This window comes from Bombilactobacillus sp. ESL1097 (assembly GCF_058107205.1).
Map to the genome: position 1 here is coordinate 503698 of NZ_JBYLUB010000002.1, position 15449 is coordinate 519146.

At 35.2% G+C, this 15449-nt stretch carries 13 protein-coding genes; 11 read left to right on the plus strand and 2 right to left on the minus strand.

All coding sequences use genetic code 11. From position 1 onward, the window contains the following. Nucleotides 1–27: 27 nt before the first annotated feature. Genes AC3B6D_RS06370 through AC3B6D_RS06380 form a run of 3 tightly spaced genes read left to right on the plus strand, consistent with a single transcriptional unit; the run spans nucleotide 28 to nucleotide 5119 of the window. Nucleotides 28–804 (plus strand): DNA methyltransferase family protein, encoded by a 777-nt coding sequence (locus tag AC3B6D_RS06370; RefSeq protein ID WP_489775211.1) that lies wholly within the window; start codon nucleotides 28–30, stop codon nucleotides 802–804. Next, entirely contained in the window at nucleotides 797–1795 is a 999-nt protein-coding gene (locus AC3B6D_RS06375) for an Eco57I restriction-modification methylase domain-containing protein (protein ID WP_489775212.1), read from the plus strand. The genes AC3B6D_RS06370 and AC3B6D_RS06375 overlap by 8 nt, the downstream gene beginning before the upstream one ends. Further along, nucleotides 1796–5119 carry a DEAD/DEAH box helicase family protein gene (locus AC3B6D_RS06380; RefSeq protein WP_489775213.1) on the plus strand — a complete coding sequence of 1108 codons (3324 nt, stop codon included), beginning with the start codon at nucleotides 1796–1798 and terminating at the stop codon, nucleotides 5117–5119. A gap of 686 nt (nucleotides 5120–5805) precedes the next feature. Here AC3B6D_RS06380 and AC3B6D_RS06385 read toward each other — a convergent pair. Then, a complete protein-coding gene (locus AC3B6D_RS06385) occupies nucleotides 5806–6996 on the minus strand; it encodes an AIPR family protein (protein ID WP_489775214.1) in 1191 nt (396 codons plus the stop codon). A gap of 135 nt (nucleotides 6997–7131) precedes the next feature. Here AC3B6D_RS06385 and AC3B6D_RS06390 point away from each other — a divergent pair, with 135 nt between their 5' ends. After that, complete coding sequence (locus AC3B6D_RS06390) at nucleotides 7132–7383, plus strand: helix-turn-helix domain-containing protein (RefSeq protein WP_489775215.1); 252 nt, start codon at nucleotides 7132–7134, stop codon at nucleotides 7381–7383. 22 nt (nucleotides 7384–7405) lie between these two features. On the opposite strand, the gene AC3B6D_RS06395 is transcribed toward AC3B6D_RS06390, so the two are convergent. Further along, complete coding sequence (locus AC3B6D_RS06395; protein WP_489775216.1) at nucleotides 7406–8242, minus strand: hypothetical protein; 837 nt, start codon at nucleotides 8240–8242, stop codon at nucleotides 7406–7408. Between the two features lie 353 nt (nucleotides 8243–8595). Here AC3B6D_RS06395 and AC3B6D_RS06400 point away from each other — a divergent pair, with 353 nt between their 5' ends. The 7 genes from AC3B6D_RS06400 (at nucleotide 8596) to AC3B6D_RS06430 (ending at nucleotide 15311) form a co-directional block, all read left to right on the plus strand. Then, nucleotides 8596–9054 carry a NanQ anomerase/TabA/YiaL family protein gene (locus AC3B6D_RS06400; protein WP_489769607.1) on the plus strand — a complete coding sequence of 153 codons (459 nt, stop codon included), beginning with the start codon at nucleotides 8596–8598 and terminating at the stop codon, nucleotides 9052–9054. 2 nt (nucleotides 9055–9056) lie between these two features. Continuing rightward, nucleotides 9057–10289, plus strand: coding sequence for an MFS transporter (locus tag AC3B6D_RS06405; protein WP_489758248.1), 1233 nt, complete (start codon nucleotides 9057–9059; stop codon nucleotides 10287–10289). Between the two features lie 22 nt (nucleotides 10290–10311). After that, nucleotides 10312–10779 (plus strand): YhcH/YjgK/YiaL family protein, encoded by a 468-nt coding sequence (locus AC3B6D_RS06410; protein ID WP_489769609.1) that lies wholly within the window; start codon nucleotides 10312–10314, stop codon nucleotides 10777–10779. Between the two features lie 203 nt (nucleotides 10780–10982). Next, a complete protein-coding gene (locus AC3B6D_RS06415; protein ID WP_489775217.1) occupies nucleotides 10983–11435 on the plus strand; it encodes a PTS sugar transporter subunit IIA in 453 nt (150 codons plus the stop codon). 21 nt (nucleotides 11436–11456) lie between these two features. Next, nucleotides 11457–12857, plus strand: coding sequence for a PTS galactitol transporter subunit IIC (locus tag AC3B6D_RS06420; protein ID WP_489758251.1), 1401 nt, complete (start codon nucleotides 11457–11459; stop codon nucleotides 12855–12857). 24 nt (nucleotides 12858–12881) lie between these two features. Further along, nucleotides 12882–13178: a PTS sugar transporter subunit IIB gene (locus AC3B6D_RS06425; RefSeq protein WP_489758252.1), complete on the plus strand. Its 297-nt coding sequence runs from the start codon at nucleotides 12882–12884 to the stop codon at nucleotides 13176–13178. 33 nt (nucleotides 13179–13211) lie between these two features. After that, nucleotides 13212–15311: a BglG family transcription antiterminator gene (locus AC3B6D_RS06430; RefSeq protein ID WP_489775218.1), complete on the plus strand. Its 2100-nt coding sequence runs from the start codon at nucleotides 13212–13214 to the stop codon at nucleotides 15309–15311. The last annotated feature ends 138 nt before the right edge of the window (nucleotides 15312–15449 follow it).

A 15449-nucleotide genomic window follows, 5' to 3' on the forward strand; every position in this document is an offset into this window, starting at 1 on the left:
GTGTATTTATGAAAGGCCTTGGCTTTCTTGTGGAATTTATTCTGTAAACGATATAATATAGCTAAATTAAAAATAATAAGGAAAATCAAAATGGCGCTAGCAGATAACGATGAAAGTTTGCTTTTTAATGATCAAGCTATTAATCAAGAAAAGCATGATACAAGTGAAGACACGCAGCTGATTAAATCCAAAGAGCGCGTGCAACATCATGGTGAGGTATTTACTCCTAATTGGATGGTTAAGAAAATGCTATCTGAGCCCACCATTCAAGAAAAATTGCACGATTTACATGCAACGTTCTTAGAGCCAAGCGTTGGTGAGGGAGCATTTCTGAAAGAAATCCTTCAGCAAAAATTGGATTATGTTGATAGTATTTCTGATGAGAATAATTGGCGTGAGAATACTTTGTGGGCAGTGATGAGTATTTATGGGATTGAACTATTACCTGATAATTTAGAAATAGCACGACAAACAATGCTTGAGATTGTTACACAGCGATTTCAAGCATTTGTACAAAAAAAATTGAGTACGAGAACAGATTTTTATAAGTCAATTAAATTTGTGATAGGGCACAATATTGTTCAGGGCAATACCTTAACTTATTTAACTGATCAAAATGAGCTAATCGAGTTTAATGAGTGGCAGCAAATTGGAGATGGAGTTAAGCGAATACCGTTTACTTATAAATCATTTTTTGATGATAGTGATGAACAATTGAGCTTGTTTGACGAAAAAGATATTAAGGATACTGAATTTGCTGTGTGCGAGGTTACTAAAGTTTACAAGGAAGAAAAAAATGAGTAATGATAATAAATTTAAGTTTGATGTTGTAATTGGAAATCCGCCTTATCAAGAAGAAACTGATGGGGCTGGAAAGCAAGCTAGACCGCTTTATAATCTATTTGTGGAGCAGGTAGAAAATATGCAAATAGGTATCATATCAATTATTATGCCATCTCGTTGGTTTGCGGGAGGAATGGGACTGGATAAATTTAGAAATCAAATGATGAGTGATCATCATATAAAAAAATTAGTTGATTATCCTAACGCAAAAGAAGTATTTCCTAATACGAGTATTGGTGGGGGCGTTTGTTATTTTGTGCGTAATTTAAAGTATTATGGAAAATGTAAGTTTGTTAATGTGTCAAATGGAAAAGAAAATATAGTTATGCGAGCATTAGACGAATTTCCAGTTTTAGTAAGATATAATGAAGCTGTTTCTATAATAGAAAAGGTTATTAATAAGACCACAGAAAATGTGTCAAAAATAATGAGTTCATTGATGCCGTTTGGACTTAACACTAACTACAGAGGTAATGATAATAAAGATATAATAAATAACCTAACTTTGTATTCCAGTGGGAAAAATGTAACGTACGTTTCGGAAAAAGATATCACGAAGGGAAATGAATATATAAAACATTATAATATCCTAATTAGTAAAACAGGATCAGAACATGCAGGTGAAGCTGATAAAGATGGTAGATTTAAAGTTATTCCTTCATCAATGAAAGTAATTGGTCCGAACGAAGTTTGTACGCATTCATATTTTTTAGCTGGAAATTTTGATTCTAAACAAAAAGCTGACAACTTATTGAGTTATTTGAAAACTAAATTTGTAAGATTTTTAGTTCTTCAATCTATGAGTGGAATTGGCTTATCAAAACAGGTTTTTATGTTTGTACCAAATCAGAATTTTAATAGGTCTTGGAATGATCAAAATCTTTATAAAAAATACGAACTTTCAAAAGAAGAAATTTCATTTATTGAATCTATGATGAAGGAGATGGACTAAATGGTTTCTTCTAAAATTAAAGTTACCGAACAAATTATTCCAATGATTTATGCTTACACCACACCAGGTATCCCAGATCATAAAGGTTGGACTAAAATTGGCTATACTGCTAAACAAAGTGTAAAAGATCGGATCGCGCAGCAAACGCATACTGCTGACGTTCAAACCAAATTGGAATGGCAAGATAATGCCAGGTATACTAATGGGTCTGACGAAACATTTACTGATCATGAATTTCACGATTACTTAACTACCAAACGTCATATTGAACGTAGATCAAAAACTGAATGGTTCAAAATTGATGGTGATACGTCACATGAATATTTTCATAAATTTGCTGCTAAAGATTATTCTGATTTACAGCGGAAAATTAGTAATCAAGGGATGCAATATGTGCTTCGAGATGAGCAATCAGATGCAGTTAAGAAAACTAGTGGTTATTTTACTAATCATGGTGAAGGTAGCGAGTTTTTATGGAATGCAAAGCCACGTTTTGGTAAAACTTTGACTACTTATGACTTAGTGCGTCAAATGAATTTGCGTAATGTCTTGATTGTAACCAATCGCCCAAGTGTTGCCAATTCTTGGTACGATGATTTTGATAAGTTTATTGGTTGGCAGACCGACTATTATTTTGTTAGTGAGAATGATGCTCTTAAAAATAAGGGCGCATTTAATCGCCAAGAATTTTTAGATGAAATTGAACGTACCGGCGAAGATGCCGGTCAAATTGTATTCGAAAGTTTACAAAGTCTAAAGGGTTCGGAATATTTTGGTGGAAATTACGATAAGTTAAAATGGATTTCAAAAATAAAATGGGACTTATTAGTAATTGATGAAGCTCATGAAGGCGTTGATACCTATAAGACTGATCGTGCTTTCGATAAGATAAATACAAAATATACTTTGTATTTATCAGGAACGCCATTTAAAGCAATTGCGGATGGTAAATTTGCTGATGAGCAAATTTATAATTGGTCATATGCTGATGAACAAGCTGCTAAAAAAAAATGGGATGAAGAATTAAATCTTGGTAATGATAAGGAAGGTAGTAATCCTTATGAAGTCATGCCACGACTAAATATGTTCACTTATCAAATGTCCCAAATTATGATCGATAAGGCAAAACACGGGATACAGGTAGATGATGAAGTAGTAGATCCGGCGTTTGACTTGAATGAATTCTTTAGAGTTAGGGCTAATGGTGAATTTGTTTATGACAAAGCAGTCGATCATTTTCTTGATGCACTAACAACTCAAGAGAAGTTTCCATTTTCAACTGAAGAATTACGGTATGAGTTGAAGCATACGTTTTGGTTATTGCATCGAGTTGATAGTGCTAAGGCACTTGCTAAAAAATTAGAAGCACATCCAGTTTTTGGTGAATATAAAATTATCTTGGCAGCTGGCGATGGCAAGTTAGATGACGAAGAAGAAAATAAAAAATCCTTTGATAAAGTTCAAAAGGCAATTAAAGAGTATGATAAAACAATTACTTTAAGTGTTGGTCAATTGACGACTGGCGTCACTATCAAAGAGTGGAGCGGTGTCATGATGCTCTCAAGTATGAAGAGTCCAGCTGAATATATGCAGGCAGCTTTTAGGGCACAAAATTCATGTACTTTTCATGACAATGGTCATTTGTATCAAAAAGAAAATGCCTATGTCTTTGATTTTGATCCAACAAGAACGTTGACAATTTTTGATGAATTTGCGAATAATTTGTTACTTAAAACCAGTGCTGGTAAAGGAACTGTCCAGGAACATGAAGATAATATTCGGCGACTATTGAATTTTTTCCCAGTAATTGGTGAAGATGACAATGGTGAGATGGTATTGCTTGATGCTGAACAGGTAATGACAATTCCACGGAACCTTAAGTCGCAAGAAGTTGTTCGTCACGGCTTTATGAGCAATTATTTATTTACCAATATTTCTGCAATTTTCAATGCACCAGCAGAAGTTCGTGAAATTTTGGATGGTATGCCACGAGCTAAAGAAGAAAATAATATGAAACGTGATTCAACCGTCGATGATGCAGATAAAGTTCCAGTTAATGCTGACGGTGAGGTTGAAATCTCAGAAGAACAAGTGATTGGTAAATCTAAAGAATTATTTGGCAATAAGATTTTTGATGATGTTGAACTTCCTAATACTTTTACCAAAGATGACAGTGCTGAAAAGTATGTTGAGCAGGTTGAGCAGGCTGTGACAACTCAAGTAACTGATCCAGTTGTGAATACAGTCAGGAAATCATATGATTTATCCAAAAAAGAAGCTAATCAACTAACTAAGGATAGGAAAAAGGAATTCAAAGCTACTTTGCATAAGCATGCCGATGAATTTAATACTCAAAAACGAATTATTGATACTGAATTTAAAAAGAGAATTGATAACGTTGAAACTCCAGAAGAAAAGCAGCAAGTGGAAAAAGATTATTCTGCTCAAATGGAGCAAGCAAAACAAGATTTCACAGCAAGTGTTGATCAAGATACTCAAAGACAAATTCAAAATACACCAACTGATGTAATTAAACGTGTAGAAGAGCATGAAGAAGAACAAAAGAAGCACGATGTTGAGGATGACGTCAGATCACACTTACGTGGCTTTTCAAGAACAATTCCTAGTTTTTTGATGGCTTATGGTGATGAAAACTTGAACTTGCAAAATTTTGATGATTATGTTGATGATGATGTTTTTAAAGATGTAACTAGCATTACAGTAAAGCAATTTCAATTTTTGCGTGATGGTGGTAATTATCAAGATAGTGAAACTGGAGAAACTAAGCGTTTTGAAGGTCATTTGTTTGATGAAGTTGTTTTTAATGAATCTGTAAAAGAGTTTTTAGACTTGAAGAAGAAGCTAAGTAATTACTTTGATGAAAAGAACGAAGAGGATATTTTTGATTACATTCCACCACAGAAAACCAATCAAATTTTCACTCCTAAGGCAGTTGTTGAGCATATGGTTGATGATTTAGAAGCTAATAATCCTGGAATTTTTGATGATCCAAGTAAAACTTTTGCTGATCTGTATATGAAGTCGGGACTGTATATTACTGAAATTGTTAAACGACTTTATCGTAGCAGCAAAATGAAAGAATTGTATCCAAATAATCATGATCGGCTTAAACATATCATTGAAAATCAAGTTTTTGGCTTAGCCCCAACAAAGATTATTTATTCAATTGCAACCAATTATATTTTTGGATTTGACAAATCAGGTAATAGTGACATTTCCAGAGCCAATTTTAAGCAGATTGATGCTGCTGAATATGCTAAAAATGGTACTTTGCAAGGTATGGTAGAAAAAGAATTCGGATAAGTGTATTTATTTTTAATAAAAAAATCAGATTTAAAAAGTTCTATTTGAAGATTGTTGATAAATCAACGATTGTTGTTTGAATTTGTTGTCGTCTTTTTTAGAGAAAACCGTTCAAAATAGTGTTTCGGATTTTGAATTAATCTGGTGGGTAAGATAATTTATGTAAGTAATAAGTTGGATAGCCCAACAACTGCTGATAATTTTGTTTTAAAGCATTTTACACGATGGTGGCTGAAATACTATATATCTGAGTAACTGACTCTTGCAAGCATTCAAGAGCAAATAACGATAAATATTTTAAGTGTATAGCAATAAAGCTAAGTAAGTTAATTGGCGATGATTATAATATGAAGCATCATAAAATACTAAGCTTTTTTATCTTTAATAATTGATGATAGATATATTTAAAATTAATATTTTGATCTTTAATTCAAGAATTAAATTTGTGATTAATTATCTAAGGCATTGTTTTTCCTTCTTTCAATAGTTTTTGACAACTAAATTATAATATAGGAAGGCAATGTTCTTTTTGTGCTTCAAGATAAATTGATCTATGTAAAAAAAGGTGCTGATGAATTACTCATCAGCACTCAATATTATAGAACCTCATTTTTTAATAGTATTACGTGTGAAAATAAATATTGGTTTTAAATTTGCAAATTAACACCATGTTATAAAATTTTAAATTATTTCTTTAAATTATTTAAAGAAATTTCAAGCCTTGCTGTGTTAACTGCATCAAAATTTTGTGACCACAAGGATGAACTTTTTCCGGAACTTTGTGGGTTATTGCCTAGTGAACGCATCATTTCTATAGTGTTATTTACTAGCTTTGATTTGGTCTTTTCCCAAACATCAATTGGGTCTAGACTCCACTGTGGTTTGCCATTTTCATCTGTTGTTACTAAAGCTCTAAATGCGGCTAAGATAGGGAAGATTAATCCTTGAGAGATTGTATAGTCTATTTTTTCATTATAAAATTTACTGCCAATATTCTTCTTATTAAGATCAACACCTTTAATTCGACCAAAAGCACCATTCTTTGTGACTTGAAGATATGCTTTAGGCATTTCTTCTTCGATTTTGTCGTAAAGTTTGGTTATTTCTGGTAATAATGGCGCTAATTTTTTATAAGGATTGTCTTTGTTAGGATATTCGTTTAAATAGTCTTTTAATACTGCTGATTTACCACTATATGCAGCAATTGGCTGAGTTGTTGTACTACTATTATATTTGAAAATATTGAATACATATAATAAACGGACAAAATCAATTGAGTCTATCGGGTTTTCCTCGTTTTCTCTATAAGCGACTAATTGTGCGTAAGGTTCATTTTTTATAGCATCTTTGATAAATTCGAATTTGTCTGCTAATTCTGCTATTGCCTTATCTGAAACTTGAACACTGGTATTTCTGGCAGATGCTAGTTCATCAATATTTGTAACATTAGTCATAATTTCTAGGTGAACATATTCAACGTCGTCATTATTCATTTCATCTCTATGACTAGTAATGGCATTATATGTGTGACCACCATCTAATACTCCATACAGTGTGTTGTCATGCTCAGATCCATTACCAATATTGAGCCTTAATATTTTATTTAATTTGTCCCAGGTCACTTCTTTTGCTGCAATTAGTAAGCCACGATTATTAACAAAAAATGAGTTGCTATTTTCAGATAAGGCATTTACTATTATTTTGTAAACCTTTTTATGAGTATTGACATCTCGAGGATTAACTTCTGTTGGAATACCTTCAGGCAAGTCATTAACGTTAACAAAGAAATGATAAATGACTCGATTATCATTTTTGTAAGGACTATCCATTCTGACACCTTTTACATATGGAATATTAAATACTTGTTCGTCATTCATTTTATTTTCTCCTTTTCTTTTTGACTACGTTTTAATAGTATAAAAATTGACGAATATATTAAAGGAACCATGGTGCTTATTTTGACAATTAGAAATAATTTGTATGATTATAAACTACGCTGTGTAGGAGATAATTTGAGAAAAATAAGAAAAAGTATGGGGAATATGAGCATTGAACAATTTTCAGAAGTGGTTAACTTGTCTTCAAAAACAATTAGTAATTATGAACTTGGTAAAAATATGATATCTATTGAAAGCTTAATCAGTATATATGAAGGAATTTTGAATTACCAAGATCAAGATAATGATGAATCAGCCCCAACTTTTTCAACTTTAACCGAGTTATTTGATGCAGTTATAACTGATGTATATAATAATGACGATTAATTAATTCATTTTAAAATCTTTTTTATTCTCTTCCCCGATCATCCGCAAAACTTTCATCTTGCTGTTGTTGGGCTAATTGGTTAGAACGATAATAATGCATATCCGTCCACATTCCTGCACCACTAGCTGCAAATAAGACGGGCGTTTGCTGGCCATCAATGTTTTCATTCATCATGTAGTAATATGTTCCATCACCAGCACTTTGGTACCAGCCACGTAAGTCAACAATTGGCGAAAGTGGTGCAGTATCAAAATTCGCGGTTTGTGGATCAATAGTAGATAAAGCAACCCAATTTTGCATGCGATTTTGTTGATCCGCATTTAAAGAACTTGTGCCCGTATTTAAAATTGCTTGGTCGTCAGCGGGGCGCACGCTGCCATCGTAAGCATAACTATCCTGACCATCGACACTAATCTTATTGCCTGTAAAAGTAATGGATTTAACAGCATCAGAATCTTCATCATAACCGTACCAAGTTCCCTGCATACTTGCTGGAAAATCGACTTTTTTAAATTCACTGTCACCCGTAGTTGATTGAGATTGCGTTTTGGCAGTTGACGTTTGTTCATTTTGTGCAGTTGCTGCTTGAGGTTGTTCAGGATTAGGATTAGTCGTCCATAAATTGGCAGCAATTTTGGCTAATTGCTGTCCGTGAATGTTCTTGGTTGTTATGATTTGCCATTGACTACCTGAAGCTAACAACTTTCCCGGTACCTTGTGACCGTTAGTAGCATATAGGGTCGTCGTTTTAGCAGTTGTAGTCAGTTTGGCGGCTGTTAGTGGTTGTTTATGCAATTGGCTGCCGCCAATACTTAATACGGTAGCACTAAGTAACATATAAATTGTTCTTTTCTTCATCTTAAATCCTCCTTAAATTATAAATAGCACTTTGTGTAATTAATTTCAAATGAAATTAGCAGTGCTCTGCAGAATCTGAATAATTGATAATTTTTTCACAATAAAGTATTGCTTTTTAAAACCAAAGCGATTACAATTTCTGTGTAAAGTTAGTTAACCGTTTTAGTAAAAAAAGAATAATTAATAATTATTTATTAGTTGCTATTTATTAACTTACTACACAAAAAAGTGAATTTAATTAATATTAAACGATTAACTAAAAATAATTAAGACAAACCGGTAGCTTAATTTGCTTTACATTAAATAAGTTAAACGCTTAACTTTAGCTTGATTAAAAGGAGGTAAGTGTTGCCGTGTTATTAACAAAACTCAGCGATTATCAAGCCTGCGACTATCAAAAATTAGCTAGGGCCATTCAGTTTTTACAAGCAACAGATTTGACAAAGACGCCGTTAGGAAAAAGCCACCAACAAGGGGAGAGCTTTTATTGTCAAACATTGGAATATACGACTCAAAAAATTACTGATTTTGATTTTGAAATTCATCAGCAGCGCTTGGATCTGCATTATTTAGTCGAAGGTACTGAAGAGATTGACATTGCGACGGATACCAATGTGCGGTTATTAGGTGCTTATAATGCACAACGGGATTTGCAATATGTTCAGCCACCGACAAATTATCAAAAAATAATTTTACATGCTGGTGATTTAGTTTTAATTGGGATGCATGAACCACACCGCACCAACGGTTTAGTTCATGAACCAACACACGTACGCAAAATTGTTTTAAAACTTGGCAGTGAGGAGGAATAAAAATGGCTGAGTCTGCAACTGGTAAATGGAATGCCAAGCAGATTTTAATTCTAGCAGGTATCTGGTTCGCTTTTTTAATTAGTTTTATTACGCGGCTATCATGGTCAACAATTATGCCGGCGGTGATTGATTCGTTACATTTCACAGTGCAACAAGGTAATTCATACGTTACGGCCTTTTATATTGGCTATGCAATTACGGTTTTGCCGGGAGGGATGCTAGCTGATAAATTTGGTTATCGTAAATTGTTATTGACTGCGGTGGCAGGAAATTTGGTAGTGATGTTTGCCATGGTCTTTATGCGCGGTTATTGGGACGGGCTGATTTTACGTTTTGTCTTAGGTTTAGTTAGTGGTCCTGATTTATCAGCGTGTTTAGGTATTATTACAGAGTGGTTTGATGGTAAGAAACGTGCCACGGCCACTGGAATTTTCAATACTTGCACCTCGTTTGGTTTAACCGTCATCAATCTATATGCGCCCACTGTTTTAGTTCATTATGGTTGGCGGGCAGCTCTAGCAGTCACAGCCTTGTTTCCGTTAGCAGCATTAATTTTTTCCTATTTTACTTTAAAAGGAACACCACCATTTCCGCAACAATTTAAGGTGAAAACTAAAACTGGTCAAGTGAAAGAAGAATCAGCTCTGATGCGTTTGAAACACGCCATTAATAATCGCAGCGTTTGGTTATTAGCGTTGACCGGCTTATTTGCTACAGGCGCCAAGTGGGGCGTGACTAATTGGGCTAATTTATTTATTGTGAAAAGTTTAAAGTTTAGTTTGGTGAAAGCCGGTACTGCCATGTCCATCTTTGGGATTACTTCGGTGATTTCAATGGTCGTAGCGGGGTGGATTTCTGATCATTCTAAACTATCGCGCCATCTTTGGGCAGCAATTTTTATGGCAATTTTCACACCCACGATTATTGGTTTTGCTTTAACGCCACACGGCAACTTAGCCTTGTTGTACTTTTGGACGGGTGCAATGGGCGTCGGAGCGTTTATGTTTAGCACGATCACCAATAATCTGTCCGTGGAAGTGGCCCCCGCCGATCAACGTGGGACGGTTTCAGGCTTCATCAACGTCTTTAATCAAGTTGGTTCTTTTATTGCGCCCGTGATCTTAGGCCAAATCTTGGCGGTTACAGGTAGTTATGTGACTTCGTATTTAATCATTGCCGCGTTTCCGTTAGTTGCGGTAGTAGCACTTTTATTTGTACGCGAAGAAAAAGAATAAAAGAATAGAGGAGAGAATAATTATGGAATTTGGAGCAAGTAAACAACATCAATTTAATACGACCGTTCAAAAACGGATTCAAACAGCTTTAGATTGGCTAGATGCGCGTTCAACCAAGGAATTGTTAGCTGAACCGTTGGGTAAAAAGCAAATTGCACCGGGCGTCGAATTACGATTTCAAGAATATGACACCCGAGACTATCAGACGATGAACTACGAAACCCATCGGGAACATATTGATATTCACTACATGATTACGGGTGCTGAATGGGTGCGTTTTAGTGATGCGGGAACTGCTAAACCAGTCAGTCCTTATGATCCTAAAGAAGAGATTCAATTTTTTAGACATCCTAAGACGCATGGTAAAGCTTTATTGACTGAACGACATTATGCAATCTTTTATCCGTCGGATTTGCATGCTGCTCATGGGATGGTTGCTAACAAAGTAGGACATAATCATAAATTGTGTGTCAAAATTGCTATTAATTAAGCATTTTAGTTAATCGCTTAACTAAAAAATCAATGAAGCATTATTGGATTACAATAATTTGTAATTTAATAATGTTTTTTTGTGTGATGGTGCAGTACTTGCACCAAGATTTCGGATGATTTGCACTATTAAAGCGCTTTTATGAATGGTTAAATAAAACGTGAACAGAAATAGCAGCCAAAGAGAAAGGGGGGAAGTAAAAGTTGAATCTTTTGAGTTCTCAGTTAGTATTTGCGCAAGTTGAAGCAAAAACTTCATCTGAAATCATTCAATATTTGGCACAACAGCTGCAAATGTTTGGCAAAGTACAACCAAATTTTTCTCAGGCAGTTCAAGACCGAGAGCTTAAGCAACCGACGGGGTTACCTAGCGGTAAAATTGCGGTTGCTATCCCACATACAGACGTTGAATACGTCAAGCAACCGGCGTTAGCTTTTGCGACCTTAAGGCGGCCTGTCAAGTTTCATAATATGGCCGTTACTGAACAACTGCTGGATGTGCAAGTTGTGGTGATGCTGGCCTTGAAAAACCCGCATAGTCAGGTACAGATGTTACAAAAGCTGATGACTTTGTTTCAAAATCAAGTTTTATTAGAACAACTAGTTCAAATTCAAGACCAGCAACTTTTGTTTCAACAGCTTGTGGCAAATTTTTAGTTAATAATTGAGGAGATAGGTATGAAACCGATAATTAATTTCATTATGTATATTGTTGGACTGGGGCCAACGGTTTTGATTCCCATTATTATGTTGATTTTTGGTTTGTGCGTGCGGGTACCTTTTACTAAAGCTTTACGTGGTGGCTTAATGGTCGGTATTGGTTTTATCGGCTTAAATGCCACGGTTTCGATTTTGACCAGTGTCATGAATCCCGCCATTAAACATATGATTGCCGTGATGCATTTAAATTTACAAGTCATTGATGTTGGGTGGCCGTCTGCTTCAGCGATTGCTTACGGAACAGCAGTCGGAGTCAGTATGATTCCTCTCGGAATTGCGATCAATTTGATAATGCTAGTTACGAAAACCACTTCAACTATTGATGTCGATATTTGGGATTTTTGGCATTTTGCTTTTAGTGGTTCTTTGGTTTACGCTTTAACTAAAGATATTGTTTTGAGTTTGTTCTTGGCGAGCGTCAATATGATTGTCATTATGGTCATTGCTGATCGTACCGCTCCGTTATCTGAAAAATATTTAGGGTTACCGGGAATTTCTATTCCACATGGTTATGCCGGTTCCTTTGTTCCAATCGCCATCGTTTTTAATTGGATTTTAGATAAAATTCCGGGAATTAATAAGATCCATCTAGATGCCAAAGACTTTAACAAAAAGTTTGGCTCTTGGGGTGAACCAACCTTATTGGGCTTTATTATTGGACTGGTGATTGGTATTTTGGCTTATGGTTTTATTCCGGGCATGACGCTTGCTACTAAGTTAGGCAAAATTATGTTAATGGGGGTTACTCTTTCCGCCGTCATGATCATTACGCCAAAAATGGCAGCGCTATTATTACAAGGCGTCGTGCCTGTTTCTAATGCGATTCAGTCTTTTACGCAGAAAAAATTTTCCGGTAAACGCAAAATCTATATTGGAATGGACACGGCAGTGGGCATTGGTAGTCCGGTTGTTTTGGCCTGCGCGACTTTAATGATTCCAGTAGCATTGTTGTTTGCTTTTATCTTACCAGGCAATCAGTTCTTGCCAACCATTGGCTTAGTTGGTTTTGTCTTTATGTTCCCGTTAATTGTTTCGATTACACACGGGGATTTTTTCCGGTCCTTTATTATCGGCGCAATTAACGTGGTGATTGGTTTATGGATTGGGACGAATTTAGCACCATTGATTACGAAATGTGCTCGGGCGGCGCACTTTGCTATTCCCAAGGGTTCGTCATTAATCTCCAGTATTGATTATGGTTCCAATCCATTTCCGTGGTTATTTGTTCAAATTGCACCCTTCAAGTTCATTGCTTATGTCATCGGAATTGTCCTTATTGTTGGTTTATGTTGGTGGAATCGTTCGAAAATCATTGCTGAAGAAAAAGCACTTGATCAAACAGAAACACCTACCAAATAATTTAGTTGAAGGAGTGTCTTTATTATGAAGAAAATTTTAGTAGCTTGCGGCGCTGGCGTGGTTACAAGTACGGCAGCCATGAATAAGTTAGAAGAAGAATTGGCTAATCGTGGTATTTCCAAGGATGATTATACTTTAGGTCAAGCTTCTGTGGCCCAAGTAGAGTCCATGGCTAGCGACTATGATTTAGCAATTACGACCACGCAATATGATAATGATGCTGTTAAAATTCCAGTAATTAACGGTTTGCCATTATTAACCAATATCGGTGTGGATAGCGTCATTGATGATATTATTGCTAAATTAGATTTAGGAAAATAACAATCGAAGTAAAACTTTTAAAGGATGATGGATGTGATTACTGGAGAGGTTGCAGCCACAGCGACAGGTTATCATAAATTATTGAATTATTTGCTGGTATCTTCAGGCTACGTTAGCTTAACAGAAATTATGACAATGTTTAATGTCTCGCGCAGAACAGCCTTTAATTGGTTGGCAATCTTGAATCAGCAATTGCAAAGCCAACACCTTGAAGAAATTGTTAATGTTCCTCGCTATGGATACCGATTAACTGATCATACCAAGCAAGTTTTAAAGCAGAAATCCAGTGTTAAGTTGGATGAGCGGGGGATTCACTTTAGTTCCAAACAACGCCAGACATTAATTATTTGGACATTGTTGGATAATTCTAAAGGAGTGTCTATTAATCAGTTAACACAGCGCTTTGCTTGTTCGCGCAATACGATCATTAACGACTTTAAAGTCTTGAGAACGCGCTTTCCAAAATTAGAAATTGTCAGTACCCATCAAGGTCACCAAATTCATGGTAATGAACGAGCAGTGCGCTTAGTTGTTTATGAATTACTACAAAATAACGATGCCACACTTTTTCAGTGTATTCAGCAATTAAACTACCCATTTTCACAATTTGAGAAACAATTAACTATTTGTCAGACAGCTTTAAAAATTAGTTTTTCGGAAAATGCGTTGCAACAATTAATTTATTTATTAATGTTTACTAAATGGCGTTATCAACAAGGAAAAAAGTTAGCCACTGAGCCCGGACAAGCGTGGTTATCTAAAAATACAACCGGGATTTTGCCGGCTTGTCAGAAACTATTGGAAACTATCTGCCAAGAAACTGTAACTAATAATGAAGTAGTCTTTTTAAGCAAAATCATGCTGTGCGCACAAGCAACCGCGGTTTGGTGTGTTAGCCCCAGATTATATGATAAATTAACACAAATTGCCCGGGAAATAATTTTTCGGTATAAACAATTAACCGGAAATCCGATTTCTGATCGACATTTTGTCGAAGTATTGTGTAACCACTTGTATGCGACTTATTTTCGAGTAATGTTTAGGATTCCATTTGTTTCGGATGAAATTGCAGATATCAAAAGAAATTATCCGCAGTTACTCAAATTAACTACAATTGCCTGTGCCCCGTTAGAACAATATTTAAAACAGGAACTGCCTGTTAATGAAATAGCATTGATTTGTTTATATTTTGGACCTCAAAGTGATGTCGTTTACCAAGACTGGTCGGTAAACAAAACGGATAAATATCAACTGGCCGCCTTGGCTGAGGTGTTAGTTGTGTGTTCCAGCGGTATTGGGACTTCTGTAATGCTTTATCATGAATTAATGCAAGCTTATCCGCTGATTAAATTTTCGCCACCACTCAAAATAGCAGATCTAAACAATATTTTTCAGGCTAATTATCAGGCTAAGTTAATTATTAGTGCGGCCCCATTAGGGCAAAGTTCTTACCCAGTCCCCGTTTTAACTGTTAAAGCAATCTTAACAGAGCATGATTATGGTCAAATTGAAAATTATTTACGCACACAAGTGCCACAAAAAATTGAGCACAATAGTAATGCTGTGAATCAACTGCTGACTATTATTAAGGAATACGCGGATGTAAAAGATGAGATGGGTTTACGTTCAAGTCTAGATAAGTTTATTTTACCAACTAATGATTTAGCCTTGACGGATACTTTGCCTTCTTTAGCTAGTCTTTTACCTGTGCAACATATTAAGTTGTTGCATCATTCGTGCAATATGCAGTGGCAAGCGGTATTACAATTAGGCTGCCAGTTATTAGAGCGCGATCAAATTATCAATAGTTTTTATTTTTCTGATATTACCAATTTGATCAATAAATACGGACCGTATATGTTGATTGCAGATCATGTTTTTTTAGCCCATGCAGCCCCCAGTTCTCATAGTCAAACAGTCGGTTTGGCATTGGTGGTACTAGATCAACCAATAAAGATTTGTGCCCAACAACAAACAGTTGCTATTAATTGCTTATTTGTTTTATCACCAGGGACAAATCATGAACATGAAAAAGCGCTAACTGAATTAATTGATGTTGTGAAAAATCAGCATTGTGTGGAGAGCCTAGTCAATGCTCAAACAAAGCAAGAGGTCAGAAATATTTTGATTTAGTTATTGAATGGATTAATTTTGAGCTTAATTAATAAAATTGGTACCGATATAAATTTTGTTCCGCATTTATATTGGTACCAATTTTTTTGAGAATTATTTGAAGTGTCTTCCCAAGATTTATTTAGAATATGTTCCAAA

What these genes read in the sequence shown, in the direction of transcription:
- AC3B6D_RS06410 (WP_489769609.1), top strand. Translation starts at nt 10,312, where the DNA reads ATGGAATTTGGAGCAAGTAAACAACATCAATTTAATACGACCGTTCAA.
- AC3B6D_RS06385 (WP_489775214.1), bottom strand. Translation starts at nt 6,996, where the DNA reads ATGAATGACGAACAAGTATTTAATATTCCATATGTAAAAGGTGTCAGA.
- AC3B6D_RS06380 (WP_489775213.1), top strand. Translation starts at nt 1,796, where the DNA reads ATGGTTTCTTCTAAAATTAAAGTTACCGAACAAATTATTCCAATGATT.
- AC3B6D_RS06405 (WP_489758248.1), top strand. Translation starts at nt 9,057, where the DNA reads ATGGCTGAGTCTGCAACTGGTAAATGGAATGCCAAGCAGATTTTAATT.
- AC3B6D_RS06395 (WP_489775216.1), bottom strand. Translation starts at nt 8,242, where the DNA reads ATGAAGAAAAGAACAATTTATATGTTACTTAGTGCTACCGTATTAAGT.
- AC3B6D_RS06375 (WP_489775212.1), top strand. Translation starts at nt 797, where the DNA reads ATGAGTAATGATAATAAATTTAAGTTTGATGTTGTAATTGGAAATCCG.
- AC3B6D_RS06420 (WP_489758251.1), top strand. Translation starts at nt 11,457, where the DNA reads ATGAAACCGATAATTAATTTCATTATGTATATTGTTGGACTGGGGCCA.
- AC3B6D_RS06425 (WP_489758252.1), top strand. Translation starts at nt 12,882, where the DNA reads ATGAAGAAAATTTTAGTAGCTTGCGGCGCTGGCGTGGTTACAAGTACG.